The following is a 17,936-nucleotide window of genomic DNA, read 5'->3' as shown; positions in this document are numbered from 1 at the left end:
TCTCATTGACAAATAAATAACAATCGCAAACAAAAGGCCTCAGACCTTGACATTTTTTCCACGAATCCATATAATAAAGAATGAGATGCATAGAGAAAGACTTTGACGGAGACAGTAGGACTGTCGGGAACATTTCAGCGAACCGGGGAGAGGTGGAAGCCCGGGATCAGTACCACAGATGCCGAAGATCACTCCTGAGTTGCAGGCTGAACAGATGACAGTAGAGTGATAGTAGGCTGTGCCGGTATTCCCCCCGTTAGCAGGAACTCATATGACTGTATGTAGTGACAGGTGGTTTCAGAAGGTGATTTGTACCCTCTTCCTTTCGCGGAAGAGGGTTTTTTATTGCTCTGTCAATTGGGAGTGCGCCAGTGACGTATTTGTGAAACCATCCGAACAGAAGGAGGCAAAAAGTGATTTACGAGAAAGTTTCCACAGACATGAATTTTGTGGACCGTGAGAAGAAAGTAGAGAAGTTCTGGGATGACGAGAAGATCTTCCAGAAGAGCATGGACTCAAGAAAAGAAGGCCCGTCCTATACCTTTTATGATGGACCGCCTACCGCAAACGGAAAACCGCACATCGGCCACGTTCTGACCCGTGTTATCAAGGATATGATTCCGCGTTACCGCACGATGAAGGGCTACATGGTTCCGAGAAAAGCTGGTTGGGATACCCACGGACTTCCGGTTGAGCTGGAAGTAGAGAAGATGCTCGGACTTGACGGAAAAGAGCAGATCGAGCAGTATGGTCTTGAGCCGTTTATTGAGCACTGCAAAGAGAGCGTATGGAAATACAAGGGAATGTGGGAGAATTTCTCCGGCACCGTTGGTTTCTGGGCTGATATGGAGCATCCGTATGTCACTTACGACAACAGCTTCATCGAGTCTGAGTGGTGGGCACTCAAGCAGATCTGGGAGAAGGGACTCCTCTACAAGGGATTCAAGATCGTTCCGTACTGCCCGCGTTGTGGAACTCCGCTGTCCAGCCACGAGGTTGCACAGGGATATAAGGACGTCAAGGAGCGTTCCGCAATCGTTCGCTTCAAGGTAAAGGGTGAGGATGCTTACATCCTGGCATGGACGACGACTCCGTGGACCCTTCCGTCCAACGTTGCACTCTGCGTAAATCCGGAAGAGAACTATGTGAAGGTAAAGGCTGGCGACGGCTACACCTACTACATGGCAGAGGCTCTTCTTGACACCGTTCTTGGAAAACTCGGCGATGAGAAGGAAGGAAAGCCGGCTTACGAGGTACTGGAGACCTACAAGGGAACCGATCTTGAGGGCAAGGAGTACGAGCCGTTGTACCAGGCAGCTTCCGATCTGGCTGAGAAACAGCACAAGAAGGCACATTACGTTGTCTGCGATACTTATGTTACTCTGACCGATGGTACCGGCGTGGTACACATTGCACCGGCATTCGGTGAGGACGATTCCCGTGTCGGCAGAAAGTATGAGCTTCCGTTTGTACAGCTTGTAAACGCAAAGGGTGAGATGACCGAGAACACTCTGTGGCCGGGCGTATTTGTAAAGAAAGCAGATCCGATGGTTCTCAAAGACCTCAACGAGAGAGGACTGCTGTTTGCTGCACCGGTATTTGAGCACAGCTACCCGCACTGCTGGAGATGTGACACTCCTCTGATCTACTATGCGCGTGAGTCCTGGTTCATCAAGATGACCGCAGTCAAGGATGACCTGATCCGCAACAACAACACGATCAACTGGATTCCGGAGAGCATCGGTAAGGGACGTTTCGGTGACTGGCTGGAGAACGTTCAGGATTGGGGCGTAAGCCGTAACCGTTACTGGGGAACTCCTCTGAATATCTGGGAGTGTGAGTGCGGATGCCAGCATTCGATCGGAAGTCAGGAAGAGTTGAAGTCCATGAGCCCGAACTACGCAGACGTTGTGAAGAAGTATGCGAAGGAGATGGACAAGGAGAAGAATGGCGAGGTTGAGCTTCACCGCCCATTCATCGACGATGTGACGATCACCTGCCCGAAGTGTGGCAAGCAGATGCACCGTGTTCCGGAGGTAATCGACTGCTGGTTCGATTCCGGTTCGATGCCGTTTGCACAGCACCACTATCCGTTTGAGAACAAAGAGCTGTTCGAGAAGCAGTTCCCGGCAGACTTTATTTCCGAGGCAGTGGATCAGACCCGTGGATGGTTCTACTCCCTGCTCGCAATCTCCACTCTGATCTTCAACAAGGCTCCGTACAAGAACGTTATCGTTCTGGGTCATGTTCAGGATGAGAATGGACAGAAGATGAGTAAGTCAAAGGGCAATGCGGTTGATCCGTTTGATGCTCTGGAGACTTACGGTGCAGACGCAATCCGCTGGTACTTCTACATCAACAGTGCACCGTGGCTTCCGAACCGTTTCCACGGAAAGGCAGTACAGGAAGGACAGCGTAAGTTCATGGGAACGCTGTGGAATACCTACGCATTCTACGTTCTGTATGCGAACATTGACAACTTCAACCCGATGGATTACAAGCTGGACTACGAGAAACTTCCGGTTATGGATAAGTGGCTCCTCTCCAAGATGAATTCGATGGTGAAGGCTGTGGATGATCACCTTGGCAATTACCGGATTCCGGAGGCTGCAAGAGTTCTTCAGGAGTTCGTCGACGATATGAGTAACTGGTACGTTCGCCGTAGCCGTGAGCGTTTCTGGGCAAAGGGAATGGAGCAGGATAAGATCAATGCTTACATGACTCTGTACACCGCTCTTGTGACGGTTTCCAAGGCAGCAGCTCCGATGATCCCATTCATGACCGAGGATATTTACCAGAACCTTGTTCGCAGTGTCGACAAGACCGCTCCGGAGAGCATTCATCTGTGCGACTTCCCGGCTGTATACGAGGAGCAGATCGATGCACAGCTTGAGGCAGACATGGATGAGGTTATGAAGATCGTTGTTCTCGGACGTGCTGCAAGAAATACGGCAAACATCAAGAACCGTCAGCCGATCGGCAAGATGTATGTCAAGGCAGACCATGTGCTTGCAGAGTACTATGTCGAGATCATTGAGGATGAGCTGAATGTGAAGTCCGCAGAGTTTGTGGATGATGTACGCAGTTTCACCACTTACAGCTTCAAACCGCAGTTAAAGACCGTCGGACCGAAGTACGGCAAACTGCTCGGAAAGATCCGCACCGCTCTGTCTGAGGTAGACGGAAACAAGGCAATGGATGAGCTGAAGGCAGACGGTTCCTTAAAGTTCGACTTTGACGGAGAGCAGGTCGTTCTGACAGAGGAAGATCTGCTGATCGATATGGCACAGACCGAGGGTTATGTATCTGAGGCAGATGGCGGAGTAACCGTCGCACTCGACACGAACCTGACACCGGAACTCATCGAGGAAGGTTTCGTCCGTGAGATCGTCAGCAAGATTCAGACGATGCGTAAGGAAGCCGGATTCGAGGTAACCGATCACATCCGTATTTATGAGAATGGCAATGAAAAGATCGCCGGACTTTTAAATAAATATACTGACACAATCTGCCATGATGTGTTCGCAGACGAAGTTCTGACGGACAAGACTGGCGGAACTTACACCAAGGAATGGAACATCAACGGAGAGACCGTAAATCTGGGAGTGGAAAAAACGAATACTGACTGTGACTGAGAGCACAGCAGGTGAGGAGGAAAAAGCCAACATGAAAACTGGATTTGACAAGGAAGTGTTCAAGAAAAGCGTGATCTACAACGTGAAGAGTCAGTTCCGTAAGACTCTTGAGGAAGCAACGCCTGAGCAGGTTTATCAGGCAGTCTGCTACGCAGTAAAGGACGTCATCATCGACGAGTGGATCGCAACCCATAAGGAGTATGAGAAGCAGGATTCCAAGACTCTGTATTATCTGTCCATGGAGTTCCTGATGGGACGTGCTCTGGGTAACAACATCATCAATATCATGGCAAGAGATGAGATCAAAGAAGCTCTTGACGAGATGGGATTTGATCTTAACCTGATTGAGGACCAGGAGCCGGATGCGGCTCTTGGAAACGGAGGTCTGGGCCGTCTTGCTGCCTGCTTCCTTGATTCCCTGGCTACGCTGGGCTATCCGGCATATGGATGTGGAATCCGTTATCGGTATGGCATGTTCAAGCAGAAAATTGTAGATGGTTATCAGGTAGAGGTTCCGGATGAGTGGCTCAAGAATGGCAATCCGTTTGAGGTTCGCCGTTCTGAGTACGCTACCGAGGTAAAATTCGGCGGTTACGTTCGCACCGTATGGGAGAACGGCCGTGAGAAGTTCGTTCAGGAAGGCTATCAGTCTGTTATGGCAGTTCCGTATGATCTTCCGGTTGTCGGCTATGGCAACAACGTAGTTAACACCCTGAGAATCTGGGATGCACAGCCGATCGACACGTTCAGCCTTGATGCATTCGATCGCGGAGACTACCAGAAGGCAGTTGAGCAGGAGAATCTGGCAAAGAACATCTGTGAGGTCCTTTACCCGAACGACAACCACTATGCAGGTAAGGAACTGCGTCTGAGACAGCAGTATTTCTTCATCTCTGCAAGCGTACAGCGTGCTGTCCTCAAGTACATGGAGAAGCACGACGATGTTCGCAAGTTCTATGAGAAGAACGTATTCCAGTTAAACGATACCCATCCGACAGTAGCTGTTGCAGAGCTGATGAGAATCCTTCTGGATGACTACGGTCTGACCTGGGATGAGGCATGGGAGGTTACGACAAAGACCTGTGCTTACACGAACCACACGATCATGGCAGAGGCACTTGAGAAATGGCCGATCGAGCTGTTCTCCCGTCTGCTTCCGCGTATCTATCAGATCGTTGAGGAGATCAACCGCCGTTTCATCATGCAGATTCAGCAGAAGTACCCGGGTGATCAGCAGAAGATTGCAAAGATGGCAATCATCTACGACGGACAGGTTAAGATGGCTCACATGGCAATCGCAGGTAGCTTCTCTGTAAACGGTGTTGCACAGCTTCACACCGAGATCTTAAAGAAGCAGGAGCTGAAAGATTTCTATGAGATGATGCCGGAGAAGTTTAACAACAAGACGAACGGTATCACCCAGAGAAGATTCCTGCTTCACGGCAACCCGCTGTTAGCAGACTGGGTAACCTCCAAGATCGGCGACGAGTGGATCACCGATCTGTCTGCAATCAGCAAGTTAAAACTGTATGTGGATGACGAGAAGTGCCAGCACGAGTTCATGAACATCAAGTATCAGAACAAGATCCGTCTGGCAAAATACATCAAGGAGCACAACGGCATCGATGTAGATCCGCGCTCGATCTTTGATGTACAGGTAAAGCGTCTGCATGAGTACAAGCGTCAGCTGATGAACATTCTGCATGTGATGTATCTGTATAACCAGCTCAAGGATAACCCGGAGATGGATATGGTTCCGCGCACCTTCATCTTTGGTGCAAAGGCAGCAGCAGGCTACAAGCGTGCAAAACTGACAATCAAGCTGATCAACTCCGTAGCAGATGTGATCAACAACGATCCGACGATCAACGGCAAGATCAAAGTCGTATTCATCGAGGATTACCGCGTATCCAACGCAGAGATCATCTTCGCAGCAGCAGATGTCAGCGAGCAGATTTCTACCGCCAGCAAGGAGGCATCCGGTACCGGTAACATGAAGTTCATGCTGAACGGTGCTCTGACTCTCGGAACGATGGACGGTGCAAACGTTGAGATCGTTGAGGAAGTCGGCGCAGATCATGCATTTATCTTCGGAACTTCTTCCGACGATATCATCCGCATGGAGCATGATCACAGCTACAATCCGATGGAGATCTTCAACAATGATCAGGACATCCGTCGCGTGCTGATGCAGTTGATCAACGGTTACTATTCTCCGCAGGATCCGGAGCTGTTCCGCGACATTTACAACTCTCTGCTGAATACGCAGAGCAGTGATCGCGCAGATACCTACTTCATCCTGAAAGATTTCAAGATGTATGCAGATGCACAGCGCCGTATCAACGAGGCTTATAAGGATGAGCAGTGGTGGGCAAGAACTGCTATGCTCAACACCGCAAGCAGTGGAAAGTTCAGCTCTGACCGTACCATCGAGGAGTATGTAAGAGATATCTGGCATCTCGAGAAGGTAAAGGTAGAGGTCTAAGTAAGACTGAGTAAGAGAGACGGACAACTTGCAAGTTAAGTGTAAATCATTTCAGTGCAAATGATTTCAGCACGAATGATTCAAGTACGGGTGATCTAAGTACGAATCATTTAAATACGAACGAGTTAAGTGCGAATAAAAAGAAGATTCCTTCATAAACTGATCCGAGAGGATTGGAAGGTGGAGGGATCTTTTTTTTGTTTGGAAAAAAGTTTTGGAGTTCATGGGATCGGTCGCTTCGCATGCGAATTCGGCTTGCAATCGCGGGAATCTTGTTTCTTCTTCCGTGGGGGATGAGTCTGATTTGCGTTCAGGTGAGCGGACGAGCAGACAACGCCGATATTTTCGAAAAAGAAGAGCAAGCGGGGGAGAAAGAGGAGACGGAACAGACAGAACAGACAGAACAGGCCGAAAGTGTGGATGATACCGGGATTATGGATGGGACAGGAAATCCAAGTGGAGCAGAAAATGTGAACGATACGGGGAATATGAGTGGAGCAGAACATGTGGGTGGAACAGGTAATGTGAGTGGTGTAGGAAATACGGGTAAAAATATGAATGAGGAAATGGGCGTTTCCGGCAATACAGGAGATCGGGAAAATATCGATGTTGTGGATGAAAAGCGCACGCGCCGGATTCTTCTTGTCCGAGATGGGATTCGAACCTATCTCTCACTCGAGGCGTATCTTCCGGGTGTGCTCCTCTGTGAGATTGATCCGTTTGTTGAACTCGAGACACTCAAATGTCAGGCAGTGATTGCGAGAACCTACCTGTATCGGTTGATGGGGGAGAGAACGGAGATCGAGGAAAGTCAGTTAGATGTCGATTATGTGGAGAGCCGGATGGGAAAGTTTGAGTATCGGGCGGGCAAGCAGAGTCAGCAAAATCAGCAAAATCAAAAAAATCAGCAAAACCGGTTGGAGTATAGGAGTATGACCCAGGCGCAGAGGGAGCAGATTGCAGAAGGAATGGAGAGATGCAGACAGGCGGTCATGGAGACGGAAGGGATTGTGCTCACCTGTGAAAACCAGTATATTCTCCCGATGTTTCATGCCTCAAGCGCCGGGCGGACGAGGGATGGGGGAGAGGAATATCCGTACTTGCGACCGGTTGAGAGCAGGTGGGACAAGAAGGAGAAAAACTGGCAGACGACTTACCGGTGGAGCCAAGAGGAGTTTGCAGGGAAGATCCGTCAGATCGGGGATGAGGGGGATTTGACGCCGGAAGAACTCGCAAAAAAAATTCAGATTGTGAAGCGAGATCAGAGTGGGTATGTCGAGTGGATTCAGATCGGAAACAGAACGTATGAGGGGGAGATGGTTCGCGCTGTGTTAAATCTTCCGTCTTCCTGCTTTTCACTCGGAAAGGCGGATGGACAAACCGGAAATGATGGAGCGCGAAATGCGTTCGTTCAGGCAGTCGTGAATGGGAGCGGTCATGGATATGGTCTGAGTCAGGCGGGAGCAGAACATATGGCAAAGGAAGGATGGGGGTACGAGGAAATCCTGAGTTATTATTATACCGGAATCGAGTTGACCAGAGAGCCTTTGGGTTAATCATGAAAATTTGAAATCACTGAATAAGTTTTCTGCCTTTGGTAAAAATAGTACCGAGGTGATAAACGGTGAAAGAGAAAGGAAAGGGAAACCAGCCGTTCCGGGATAAAGTATTTCTGGTGATGCTGGTGATGGGTCTGCTGACGATGGTAACTGCGGCAGGCATGGCTACCGTAAAGAGAGGAAGAGGAGACGAGCAGAAACCATATGTGGATTTGCAGGGGCAGGAGGATTTTCTTGCGGGGGGATCAAATGCCAACTCTCTGACTCAGGATACGGAGGAAAACACTCAAGACAATACAAAAGACGCAAAGAATCAAAACGGCACAGAAGAAAAACAGGAAAATCCAGATACGGTTGTGGCAGAAGCTCAGAGACAGAGTGAGCAGATGACAGAAGAGAACGAGCGACAGAATTTGAGTACAAATAAAAAAGATGGAAACGCGGAAGATGGACATTCGGAAGAAATCGGGCAAATGGCACAGTCTGAAAACCTGGAGGAAAATCTTGCAAGAGAAGTGGGAGCGGGAGGAAGTGCCACTCAGTCATTGATGCTCAACTTCAATGATGCGAGTCGGATTACCTGGCCGGTCCGCGGAAATGTACTCTTGGATTACAGTATGGACAAAACAATTTACTTTCCGACGCTGGAACAGTACCGGTGCAGTCCCGGAATTGTGATTCAGGGCTCAATCGGCGAACCCGTCTATGCGCCCGCAAATGCGAGAGTTCTCGAGACAGGGACAAATGAGGAGATCGGAACGTATGTGACGCTGGATTTTGGAAATGGATATGAGGCAGTCTGCGGACAGCTGAGTGAGGTGTCTGCGATTCCTGGAGAGTATCTCGAGCAGGGACAGATCCTCGGATATGTCGCAGAACCGACGAAATACTATACGATTGAGGGAAGCAATGTGTTCTTTGAACTGACTCAGGATGGAAGAGCCATCGATCCGATGGGATATCTTGAATGATAAAGGAATGAAATAAAGAGACAAAATAAAGCAATAAAATAAAGATAACAGAATAAACAAAAGTGGGAATCCGCCCCTCAAAAGAGGGGACGGGTTCGTTTCGCGTTATTTTGCAAGTGAATTTTCGCGGTTTTGATCAAATGCTGGATTGAACGCGTAGAAGTTTCGGCAGTTTAAGTGATCCTGAACGTCGCGAAGTGCTTCTCCAAATCTTTGGAAGTGGACGATCTCGCGCTCTCTGAGGAAGCGGATCGGATCGCAGACTTCCGGATCTTTGACGAGACGCAGGATGTTGTCGTAGGTGCTTCTCGCCTTCTGTTCCGCGGAGAGGTTCTCGCACAGGTCGGTGATCGGGTCGCCCTTTGACTGAAACTCGCAGGCATTGAACGGGACACCGCCCGCGGACTGTGGCCAGATGCCTGTCGTGTGATCGATATAGTACGGACCAAAGCCCGATTCCTCGATTTCTCTCGGAGTCAGATTGCGGGTCAGCTGGTGGATGATCGCGGCAATGATCTCCCAGTGCCCGAGTTCTTCCGTTCCCACATCTGTGAGTACAGCTTTTCCCTTCTCGTATGGCATCGCGTAGCGCTGGCTCAAATAGCGCATCGCAGCTCCGGCCTCCCCGTCGGGACCACCATACTGGCTAATGATGAACTGTGCCATCTTTGGATTCGTCTGTGAGATTTTTACCGGATATTGCAGACGCTTTTCATATCTCCACATCAGTTTGCTCCCCCTTCCCACGGCCACGGATTCTGAATCCAGTTCCAGGTATCCCCGGTCACCTGAGTGATACTCAAAGGACCGTATGCCTGTTCATACATCTGAATGGCACTCTGGTAGAGCTGGCGAAGCCTCTGGTAGTATGCCATCGCCTGAGTATCCTCCGGGTGGGTATCTAAATAGAGAAGGATGTCATCGATTGCAAATCCCGTCTCATAGACCTGTCTTGCAAGCTGGCAGGATTGAGGTTGATATGGTTGAGGCTGTTGATTTTGCGCATTTCCATTACATCCACATGCCATCAGCGACACCTCCCCATCTCAAACGGATAATCCAGATCCGGAAAAATCGTACCGCGAGTGAACGCCTGCGAGAGCGGATAGGTTCTTCCCCAATCCTGCCAGGGAACGTAAGTCATTCCGGGCATCATCCCACATTTTCCAAAAGAATCCATTTTAGAATTCATCTGAAAATTTATTGTGGAATCCATGGAGGAATCCATGGTGCCATCGGTTCTCTGGCAGGATGAAGTTGATGCTGGTGGCATCTCCCGGTTGCTCTGATCCCAGTTCATGTTCATTTGATTTCCACGGCAGGAAGCGTTCCTACAAGTGGGACAATCTCCAGATGAGAGAGTTCCCATCCACCACTCCCCGCAGGAAGTGTCAAAAGGCTGTGTATTTTGTGGTCTCATCGGTCGGCTGGTACAGGCGCATCGTTGACTGTTATGGTCCATGTTCTGTTCTGCCTCCATTGCTTTTCATACCGGAGAACGAGAGCGAGTCTCGCGATTTTCCGATACTCTATCATATGGATGAACCCTGTCCCCAGTTCGACAAAAGAAAAGGAAATAAATGGAGCTCGTGAAAGGAAACTCAGTCTTGTTTTTTCTGTTTCAGAGCATTCTGGTAATAGTAGTTGATGATGTCCTTTCGTGTGATGATGCCGATGAAGAGTCCACGGTCATCGACAACGGGAACGAAATTCTGGTTCAGCGCGCGGTCGATCAAGTCTTCCATGTTGGACTTGGCATTAACCGGACGGTAGTCCATTCGTCTCTTGATGCAGGTGATCGATACGGATTCTGCTTCCTTCAGATTCAGGTTGAACTGATTCTTGATCCCCCAAAGCAGATCGCCCTCCGTGATCGTCCCCACGTAGTTGCCACTTCGCGTCAGAAGCGGAACTGCGGAATACTTGTGGTATTCCATCTTCTCAAGTGCCTGGCGGATGGAATCATCCTCATAGATATGAGCAACTTCACTCTTTGGCGTAAGAAAAAATAAAATGTTCATAATAAAATAGCTTCTCCTTTTATGCAGATGATTTTCGCTACACATATTTTCATGTGTTTCTGGTTTGTTCTAGTTTGCTGTTCTAGTTTGCTGTTCTAGTTTGCGTATCGTCTGCTCTGTTTTCTGTTATTTTTTATTCTATCATACAGATGAGAATACAAAATGAATAATTTCTTAATAACCTATAAATTTTATCCGCAGTATTTTTGCCACTATCTGTGGATCGCTGTGCGCTGTGGTTGACGTTATTTAGGTTCCCCATATTCTTCATGTTTTTTTAATAGTTAGATCTTTAGACAGTTAGATCTTTCATGTCATTTGAATCAATCCTTCAGAGTTTTCTGATTCTGAGCGGAGTGTAGTCGTGAGTCGTGTTTGCTATTTTTATACTTTTGTTTTATAATGAAAGATAATGGTGTTGAGAGAAGAAAAAAGATAGAACGGAGAAGAGGGCGGAAAGCGAAACATCGGCAAAATCCATTACCGTTTGTGCGACGCATAGACGGTGATGAAAAATGAGAGAAACATACATGGGGATAAGCGTGTGAACGTGTATTTGAGGGAGAAAAGTTGAACGAAGAACGGAAGCAAGCAAAAAAAGATATGCAAAAGGACAGTCTCAGGAGGGCTGTTTTATTGATTTGCAATCTGGTTATGATTCTGATCGCCGGGATTTCGGCTGTCCTGTACTCTGAAAATTTCAGAAAAGAGAACAGCCGACTCCAGATGGAGAATTTCTGTACGGCAATCGAGTCGATGAAACAGTTGTCGGAGAGTTATCTGTATACGGAGAAGGGATATGTGGACGACTGGGCGCAATACATCACGCGCAAGAGCATGACGATGGATGAGGCGCTTGAGTATATCCGGACAGCCAACACGCAGGAAGATCGCTATGCACACATTGTGGATATGGATGATCTGTCTGCGAGATCAACGTATATCAAGGACGGAGATGACGCGATAAGCTGTTATGAGATCTTTCGTGAGGGAACTTACAACGCCAACCGAACCGCACTCCGAAAAATGGAAAAGATGTTTACTTCCACCGGGGATGAGGTTTTGATTCTTGGAAAGTATCGGGTGGGAGAGACCCAGCAGTCTGTAATCAGTGTGGGAACGAAGGTGGAGATCAAGGTTGGAAAGGGAAGACGAAAGCCGTATCTTCTCCTTCGAGTCATTCCGGTGGAGTATTTACAGCGTGCATGGGTGTTTCCGACGGAGTATCCGTCCGCGGAGATCAGCATTATCACGAGCGATGGCGAGTATGTGGTGCAGTCCGCATCTATGAAATCAAGAAGTTTTCTGGATTATATCCGTGGGTACAATTTTCAGGATGACTACAATCAGGTGGAAAATCTTGCAGAGAGACTTCGGACGACGGACAAAGGACTCTTGCAGTACAAGAATTTCCGCGGGGAAGACTGTTACTGGTATTATTCAAGCTTTGGAAAAGATTTGGAGCTTGACATCCTCGGATACATTCCGGTTAATCAGATGAATCGGGTTGAAGTGGACTGGAATATTGTATGGATTGTTTGCGGAAGCCTTCTTGTTTTGACATTGATTGATGGCATTTATATCCTCACGATCAACAAGAAACTCAAGCAGGCACTGTTTTTGGCAGAACAGGCAAATCAGGCAAAGACGGACTTTTTGTCTACGGTTTCCCATGATATCCGGACACCGATGAATGCGGTGATCGGTATGACGGATCTTGCGAGAAAGCATTTGAATGATCCAAAATATATGGGGGAGTGTTTGAGCAAGGTCGCTTGGGCGGGAAATCATCTGCTCACCTTGATCAACGACATTTTGGATATCTCCAAGATCGAGAGTGGAAAGATGGAGCTTGAGGCTCAGCCGTTTTCTTTGCAGGAAGCGGTTGGGGAGATTGCAAGTATGGTGCGCCCGCAGGCAGACCAAAAGAAAATCTCTTTTGAGGTGCGGATGCATGAGATTTTCCGGGATGTGCTGGTCGCAGATCAGCTTCGTCTCAACCAGATTCTGCTGAATCTTCTGACGAATGCGGTGAAGTATACGGAAGATGGGGGAAGCGTGGTTCTGGACATCTCACAGGAGCGAATTGAGCAGAGTGTTGAACCGGGTATTGAGGGCATTGCGCAGGGGAAGAAAACAAAGGCGAAGGCGGATGAGAGCTCAGCGGATCTTGAGAACGGACAGAACTCTCCTCAGAAGTCTGCTCAGAATTCTCAGAAGGTTCGCTTAATCTGCAAAGTCATCGACAATGGAATGGGAATGAGTCCGGAATTTCAGAAAACGATGTATCACTCGTTTACGCGCGAGGAAGATAGCCGAATCAGCAAGATTCAGGGAACGGGTCTGGGACTTGCGATCATTCACCAGCTGGTTGATCTGATGGATGGCAGTATCATGTGTGAGAGTGAACTTGGAAAGGGAACTACATTTACAGTTTATCTGGATTTGGAGGTGGCCGAGCAGGAGAGTGATGCCCTGCGTCAGGATTCTGACTGGGGAGAGGAGGCCGACCGCTGTGGAATTTCCTCGATGCACATTCTTGTGGCAGAGGACAATGACTTAAACTGGGAGATCATACAGGCGATTTTGGAGGAGTACGGAGTTTCGTGTGAGAGGGCAGAGAATGGAAAGATCTGTGTCGAGATGTTGACACGGGTTCCGAAGGGGACTTATGATTTGATTTTGATGGATATCCAGATGCCGGAAATGAATGGCAGGGAGGCAACGAGGGTGATCCGCGATATGGAAATGCGAGGGGAGCTTGAGGGAAGAATCCCGATCCTTGCAATGACCGCCGATGCATTCGCAGAAGATATTCGCGCGTGCAGGGAGGCAGGAATGGATGGACATCTCGCAAAACCGATCAACATGAAGCAAGTACTTAGTGCGCTGAGAAAGATAAAAAATAAAATATAGTCATTTAAGTCGGGGTAGTTCACGATCGGAATTAATCAGGATTAATCAGGACTAATTAGGATTAATTAGGAAAGAAATCCAGGGTCAATCCAGAATCAATTGGGAAAGAAATCGTGGATTTCATAGACTGCGGAGGAGAAGATGAGAAAGCAGGAAGAGAATAGGGCGAATAGACCGGAGAAACCGGAGAGACCAGAGAGACAAGAGAAACAAGAGAGACAGAGCGGACATTGGAAGTGGAGACAGAGTGGAAGAAGAGCGGGAATCCTTGCAATGGTGGGATGTGCCCTTCTTTTGTCGGCATGTGCGAAGAGGGAAGATCAGAGTCATAAGTCAGAAGCATTTGAGCCGAGACTGGACACAAAAGAAGCTCAGACCTTGGAGATCGCCGGATTTATGGCAAATTTTGAGGCTCTCGATCAGGCAGTGGTTGCATTTAACGAGATTTATCCGAATGTGACTGTGCTCTATGAGCAGAATGGTTCCAAGATGCTTGCGGATTATATGAAAAACAGCCAGAGTGTCGATATTTTTATGACAGCAGATGCCAATGTCAGAAATCCGGAGACGGAGGAGAACGATGTGGTAGCGTACTGTGAGGATCTCTCAAAGCTGGATATCAATTTTGATTCGATCATACCGGAAATGCTTTCTTATTGTATGGTTGACGGAAAACTTCTCCGTCTGCCGATTATGCAGAATCCGTGTGGAATGGCAGTGAACAAGACACTTTTGGAGAAAAATGGTCTCTCTGTGCCGAAAAATTATCCGGAATTTCTTGAGACGCTTGAGAGCTTGAAACAGGAGGGCTATCTGCCGATTCAGGGCTCAGAGAATCATGTTTATGCCGAACTTGGAGTTAACCGGATGATGGATCTTTTGGCCGAGGACAGAGATTTGCTTGCCAAGCTGAAGGCAGGAGATTCGTCGGCAGTGGAGAAGATAGAACCGGTTTTTGAGCAGATTCAGACGATGATCGAGAACGGCTACACCGATTACGGGAAGAATAAAACCTACCCGAGTGACAACTACGATGCCTCGATTCTGGGATTTTTTGAGGGAAAGATGCCGTTTTGGGTCTGCACGGCGGAAAGTTTCAGCGGGGCGAAGAAGCGGGAGTCAAAATCGGAGCACTTTAAATCCGAACCGTTTGAATATGAGTTTGAGTATGTTCCGTTTGGCGAAAATGGAGCTTATGCTTACACCGAGCCATGGTATGGATTTTCGATTTCCAAGAACAGTGATTCTAAGGAGTATGCCGAGGAATTTCTGAGATTTCTCGTGGAGACCTCTGAACTTGATCAGATGGCTTCGATCAAGGGGATGCCGTCTGTGCAGAAGAATGGGAAAAATGAGAGATATCCGGCAGTTTTCGGAAAAGAAAAGAGTCAGGAGATCGAATCAGAGTTTGTCAACGATGGAAGCGTGGACCCGTATCTTCGCCCGATCTTTACGCAGGTTGCGACGGAATTGGGAGCGGGAGTCTATGCAAATGCCCGGGAGGCAACGGAGGCGTTTGTGCAGGCTTGCAAGCAGTAGCTTATTTTTGTGTACCCTTGTATTCTTTTTCGTTCAATCCTTCAAATTGAGAAAAAGAGTCAAAAACAGGATTGTCAATTTTTTCTTCCTATGATAGACTTAAAAGCCGAAAAATAAGGCGATACCAAGGAAATGCAAAGAAAAAACGAAAGAAAAAGGAAAAAAGGAAGAAAAGAAAACGATGGACAGACAATTTAACACACCTCTTGAGGTGATCAATGCCAACATGAAGGCCGGAGAGGGAAAGGCAAGTCTTCCGCTTGGAAAGATGATCCTTCTCGGCATTGTGGCAGGTGCGTTTATTGCTCTCGGAGGAGCAACGAGCAGTACTGCCGTGCACGCGATCGAGAATGTAGGAATGGCGAGAGCGATGGCGGGTATGATTTTCCCGGTAGGACTGATGATGATTGTGTTTGTGGGCGGAGAACTTTTCACCGGAAACTGTCTGCTGGTGATGGATGTGATCGGAAAAAAGATCACGGTGAAGGCCTGCCTGCGAAATCTTCTTGTGGTATATCTCTCAAACCTGATCGGAGCGCTCTTGATTGACACGTTGATTTATTTTTCCGGAAATCTGGATTACTCGGGCGGACTTCTCGGCGCGTATGCGATCAAGGTTGCAGTTGGAAAAGTGGCGATCACTCCGGTAAAAGCGGTGACTTCTGGAATTCTCTGCAACATTCTTGTTTGCATTGCAATTCTGATGGCAGGTGCGGCGACAGATATTGACGGAAAGATCTGGGCGATTTTCTTCCCGATTCTTGCGTTCGTGACGGGTGGATTTGAGCACTGCGTTGCCAACATGTTTTATATTCCGGTTGGAATGATGGCAGCGAAGAATCCGGCTTATGTGGCAAAGGCACAGGAGGCATACCAGATCACGGCAGAACAGCTTGCGTCCCTGACTCCGATCCAGAGCCTTCACAATTTCATTCCGGTGACGATCGGAAATATCATCGGTGGAATGCTTCTCGTCGGAATCCCGTGCTATCTGATTTATAAGAAAGAAAAGTAAAAAAGAAAAGTAAAAAAGAAAAGATTTCAAGTGCTCCGGTGTGAAAATTCGAAGTGCTTCGGTGTGAGGCAAGTGGGGCAAGCGAGTAAGCAATCAAGGAGGTGCAGATGGCATCTCCTTTTTTTCAAAAAAACCGCTTGACTTTTATGGAAGATAATAGTATACTAACAAAAGTTGTGAGAACAACAGCAGGAAAGTAGGTATCCACCTCACCATGGCACAAGCGAGTGACCTTGGTTTATAGATAAGAGACACGTATGAGCGGCGAAATCGTCCTGTGTAACTTTTGAGGGTGGATAGAAGTTTGTCTATCTACTTTTTTTATGCAGAGAAACAGGCAGGCTAGATGGATCTTATTTAATGAAGAAAATAAGAAATTCCATGATGGAGGTGTACGACAATTAGCGAGTTAATGATCAATGAGCAGATCAGAGATAAGGAAGTTCGTCTGATCGGAGAAAATGGAGAGCAGCTTGGAATCATGTCCGCAAAGGACGCATACAAACTTGCGCAGGAGGCAGAACTGGATCTGGTGAAGATTGCACCGACCGCAAAGCCACCGGTTTGCAAGATCATTGATTACGGAAAGTACCGCTACGAGCTGGCTAGAAAAGAGAAAGAAGCCAGAAAGAAGCAGAAAGTAATCGAGGTGAAAGAGGTTCGGCTGTCACCGAATATTGATACCAATGACTTAAACACCAAAACAGGCGCAGCACGGAAGTTCCTTGAGAAGGGCGACAAAGTAAAAGTTACTCTGCGTTTCCGTGGCCGTGAGATGGCACACATGTCCAAATCCAGATACATTCTGGATGATTTTGCGGAGAGCCTGAAGGATATTGCGGTTGTTGATAAACCTTCCAAAGTAGAAGGCCGCAGCCTGGTTATGTTTTTGACTGCAAAGAAGTAAAGCAAGTTCGATTAAGGAGGAAGAAATTATGCCTAAATTAAAAACAAGCAGAGCAGCTGCAAAGCGTTTCAAAAAGACCGGTACCGGTAAGCTGGTAAGAAATAAAGCATACAAGTCTCACATCTTAACTAAGAAGTCTACCAAGAGAAAGAGAAATCTTAGAAAAGATATCGTTACCGATGCTACCAACGCAAAGGTAATGAAGAAGATTTTACCATATCTGTAATAGACTGATTCGTGTAAGAAGGAGGAATAACCGATGGCAAGAATTAAAGGCAGTATGAACGCAAAGAAGAAACACAACAGAGTGCTGAAGATGGCAAAGGGTTACAGAGGCGCTCGTTCTAAGCAGTATAGAGTAGCAAAGCAGTCCGTAATGAGAGCTCTTACCAGCTCCTATGCAGGTCGTAAGCAGAGAAAGAGACAGTTCCGTCAGCTGTGGATCGCTCGTATCAACGCAGCAGCAAGAATCAATGGTCTGTCCTATTCCAAGTTCATGTACGGCTTAAAGCTGGCTAACGTTGAGATGAACCGTAAGGTCCTGTCCGATATGGCAATCAACGATGCTGAGGGATTTGCAAAGCTGGCTGAGCTGGCTAAGTCCAAACTGGCTTAATTAGAATTTATTTATCTGATAAGACGTATTGATTCGTATTGGGTTGGTGCGTTCTTATGGATTTTGATCTGCGGGGAAATACAGCGATGTGTTTCTTCCGCAGATTTTTTGTATAACTCAGAGTGGATGTCCCCCCCTCCTCTATAGGTGGGGGTATCACAAACTTTCTCAGGAGGGGAGACAATCCCCTTCTGAGTTATACGCTCCGCGAGGGTGCAAAGCGCCAGTGGCGCTTGTTATGCACCGACCGCAGTGGAACGGAGAAGCGCAGT

General features: G+C 47.8%; 14 protein-coding genes. 10 read left to right on the top strand and 4 right to left on the bottom strand.

Going from position 1 to position 17,936, the window contains the following annotated elements; translation table 11 throughout:
- Positions 1 to 416 precede the first annotated feature (416 nt).
- The 4 genes from ileS (at position 417) to ACR0QT_RS10920 (ending at position 8,650) form a co-directional block, all read left to right on the top strand.
- Positions 417 to 3,635, top strand: coding sequence for an isoleucine--tRNA ligase (ileS, locus tag ACR0QT_RS10935; protein ID WP_432630830.1), 3,219 nt, complete (start codon positions 417 to 419; stop codon positions 3,633 to 3,635).
- Positions 3,636 to 3,666: 31 nt separating this feature from the next.
- Positions 3,667 to 6,120: a glycogen/starch/alpha-glucan phosphorylase gene (locus ACR0QT_RS10930; protein WP_432630808.1), complete on the top strand. Its 2,454-nt coding sequence runs from the start codon at positions 3,667 to 3,669 to the stop codon at positions 6,118 to 6,120.
- A 197-nt stretch (positions 6,121 to 6,317) separates the two neighbouring features.
- Complete coding sequence (locus ACR0QT_RS10925) at positions 6,318 to 7,676, top strand: SpoIID/LytB domain-containing protein (RefSeq protein ID WP_432630807.1); 1,359 nt, start codon at positions 6,318 to 6,320, stop codon at positions 7,674 to 7,676.
- Positions 7,677 to 7,798: 122 nt separating this feature from the next.
- Positions 7,799 to 8,650 carry a murein hydrolase activator EnvC family protein gene (locus ACR0QT_RS10920; protein WP_432630829.1) on the top strand — a complete coding sequence of 284 codons (852 nt, stop codon included), beginning with the start codon at positions 7,799 to 7,801 and terminating at the stop codon, positions 8,648 to 8,650.
- Between the two features lie 105 nt (positions 8,651 to 8,755).
- On the opposite strand, the gene ACR0QT_RS10915 is transcribed toward ACR0QT_RS10920, so the two are convergent.
- The 4 genes from ACR0QT_RS10915 to ACR0QT_RS10900 form a co-directional block, all read right to left on the bottom strand.
- Positions 8,756 to 9,376 carry a manganese catalase family protein gene (locus tag ACR0QT_RS10915; RefSeq protein WP_432630806.1) on the bottom strand — a complete coding sequence of 207 codons (621 nt, stop codon included), beginning with the start codon at positions 9,374 to 9,376 and terminating at the stop codon, positions 8,756 to 8,758.
- A complete protein-coding gene (locus ACR0QT_RS10910) occupies positions 9,376 to 9,678 on the bottom strand; it encodes a spore coat protein CotJB (protein ID WP_432630805.1) in 303 nt (100 codons plus the stop codon). Before ACR0QT_RS10910 ends, ACR0QT_RS10915 begins: the two co-directional genes overlap by 1 nt.
- A complete protein-coding gene (locus tag ACR0QT_RS10905) occupies positions 9,678 to 10,112 on the bottom strand; it encodes a spore coat associated protein CotJA (protein ID WP_432630804.1) in 435 nt (144 codons plus the stop codon). The genes ACR0QT_RS10910 and ACR0QT_RS10905 overlap by 1 nt, the downstream gene beginning before the upstream one ends.
- A gap of 139 nt (positions 10,113 to 10,251) precedes the next feature.
- Positions 10,252 to 10,671 (bottom strand): CBS domain-containing protein, encoded by a 420-nt coding sequence (locus ACR0QT_RS10900; protein WP_432630803.1) that lies wholly within the window; start codon positions 10,669 to 10,671, stop codon positions 10,252 to 10,254.
- A 636-nt stretch (positions 10,672 to 11,307) separates the two neighbouring features.
- On the opposite strand from ACR0QT_RS10900, the gene ACR0QT_RS10895 reads away from it, so the two are divergent.
- The 6 genes from ACR0QT_RS10895 to rplT all read left to right on the top strand — a co-directional run bounded on the left by ACR0QT_RS10895 (position 11,308) and on the right by rplT (position 17,664).
- Positions 11,308 to 13,587: a hybrid sensor histidine kinase/response regulator gene (locus ACR0QT_RS10895; protein ID WP_432630802.1), complete on the top strand. Its 2,280-nt coding sequence runs from the start codon at positions 11,308 to 11,310 to the stop codon at positions 13,585 to 13,587.
- A 141-nt stretch (positions 13,588 to 13,728) separates the two neighbouring features.
- Positions 13,729 to 15,126, top strand: a complete 1,398-nt coding sequence (locus ACR0QT_RS10890) for an ABC transporter substrate-binding protein (RefSeq protein WP_432630801.1) — start codon at positions 13,729 to 13,731, stop codon at positions 15,124 to 15,126.
- Between the two features lie 181 nt (positions 15,127 to 15,307).
- Positions 15,308 to 16,141 carry a formate/nitrite transporter family protein gene (locus ACR0QT_RS10885; protein WP_177978652.1) on the top strand — a complete coding sequence of 278 codons (834 nt, stop codon included), beginning with the start codon at positions 15,308 to 15,310 and terminating at the stop codon, positions 16,139 to 16,141.
- Between the two features lie 412 nt (positions 16,142 to 16,553).
- On the top strand, positions 16,554 to 17,048 hold the full coding sequence (gene infC, locus ACR0QT_RS10880; RefSeq protein WP_308451658.1) for a translation initiation factor IF-3: 495 nt from the start codon (positions 16,554 to 16,556) through the stop codon (positions 17,046 to 17,048).
- A 28-nt stretch (positions 17,049 to 17,076) separates the two neighbouring features.
- Complete coding sequence (gene rpmI, locus ACR0QT_RS10875; RefSeq protein ID WP_002603682.1) at positions 17,077 to 17,274, top strand: 50S ribosomal protein L35; 198 nt, start codon at positions 17,077 to 17,079, stop codon at positions 17,272 to 17,274.
- 33 nt (positions 17,275 to 17,307) lie between these two features.
- On the top strand, positions 17,308 to 17,664 hold the full coding sequence (rplT, locus tag ACR0QT_RS10870; RefSeq protein ID WP_432630800.1) for a 50S ribosomal protein L20: 357 nt from the start codon (positions 17,308 to 17,310) through the stop codon (positions 17,662 to 17,664).
- Positions 17,665 to 17,936 lie beyond the last annotated feature (272 nt).

This window comes from Brotaphodocola sp. (genome assembly GCF_050873365.1).
Classification (GTDB): Bacteria; Bacillota; Clostridia; order Lachnospirales; family Lachnospiraceae; genus Brotaphodocola.
The sequence above is the reverse complement of the archived record's forward strand: the minus strand, read 5'-3'. Positions and strand labels throughout refer to the sequence as shown.

Coding starts and splice junctions, on each gene's coding strand:
- rpmI (WP_002603682.1), top strand. CDS start 17,077: ATGCCTAAATTAAAAACAAGCAGAGCAGCTGCAAAGCGTTTCAAAAAG.
- ACR0QT_RS10900 (WP_432630803.1), bottom strand. CDS start 10,671: ATGAACATTTTATTTTTTCTTACGCCAAAGAGTGAAGTTGCTCATATC.
- ACR0QT_RS10920 (WP_432630829.1), top strand. CDS start 7,799: ATGCTGGTGATGGGTCTGCTGACGATGGTAACTGCGGCAGGCATGGCT.
- ACR0QT_RS10885 (WP_177978652.1), top strand. CDS start 15,308: ATGGACAGACAATTTAACACACCTCTTGAGGTGATCAATGCCAACATG.
- ACR0QT_RS10905 (WP_432630804.1), bottom strand. CDS start 10,112: ATGGACCATAACAGTCAACGATGCGCCTGTACCAGCCGACCGATGAGA.
- ACR0QT_RS10910 (WP_432630805.1), bottom strand. CDS start 9,678: ATGGCATGTGGATGTAATGGAAATGCGCAAAATCAACAGCCTCAACCA.
- rplT (WP_432630800.1), top strand. CDS start 17,308: ATGGCAAGAATTAAAGGCAGTATGAACGCAAAGAAGAAACACAACAGA.
- ACR0QT_RS10915 (WP_432630806.1), bottom strand. CDS start 9,376: ATGTGGAGATATGAAAAGCGTCTGCAATATCCGGTAAAAATCTCACAG.
- ACR0QT_RS10930 (WP_432630808.1), top strand. CDS start 3,667: ATGAAAACTGGATTTGACAAGGAAGTGTTCAAGAAAAGCGTGATCTAC.
- ACR0QT_RS10890 (WP_432630801.1), top strand. CDS start 13,729: ATGAGAAAGCAGGAAGAGAATAGGGCGAATAGACCGGAGAAACCGGAG.
- infC (WP_308451658.1), top strand. CDS start 16,554: ATGATCAATGAGCAGATCAGAGATAAGGAAGTTCGTCTGATCGGAGAA.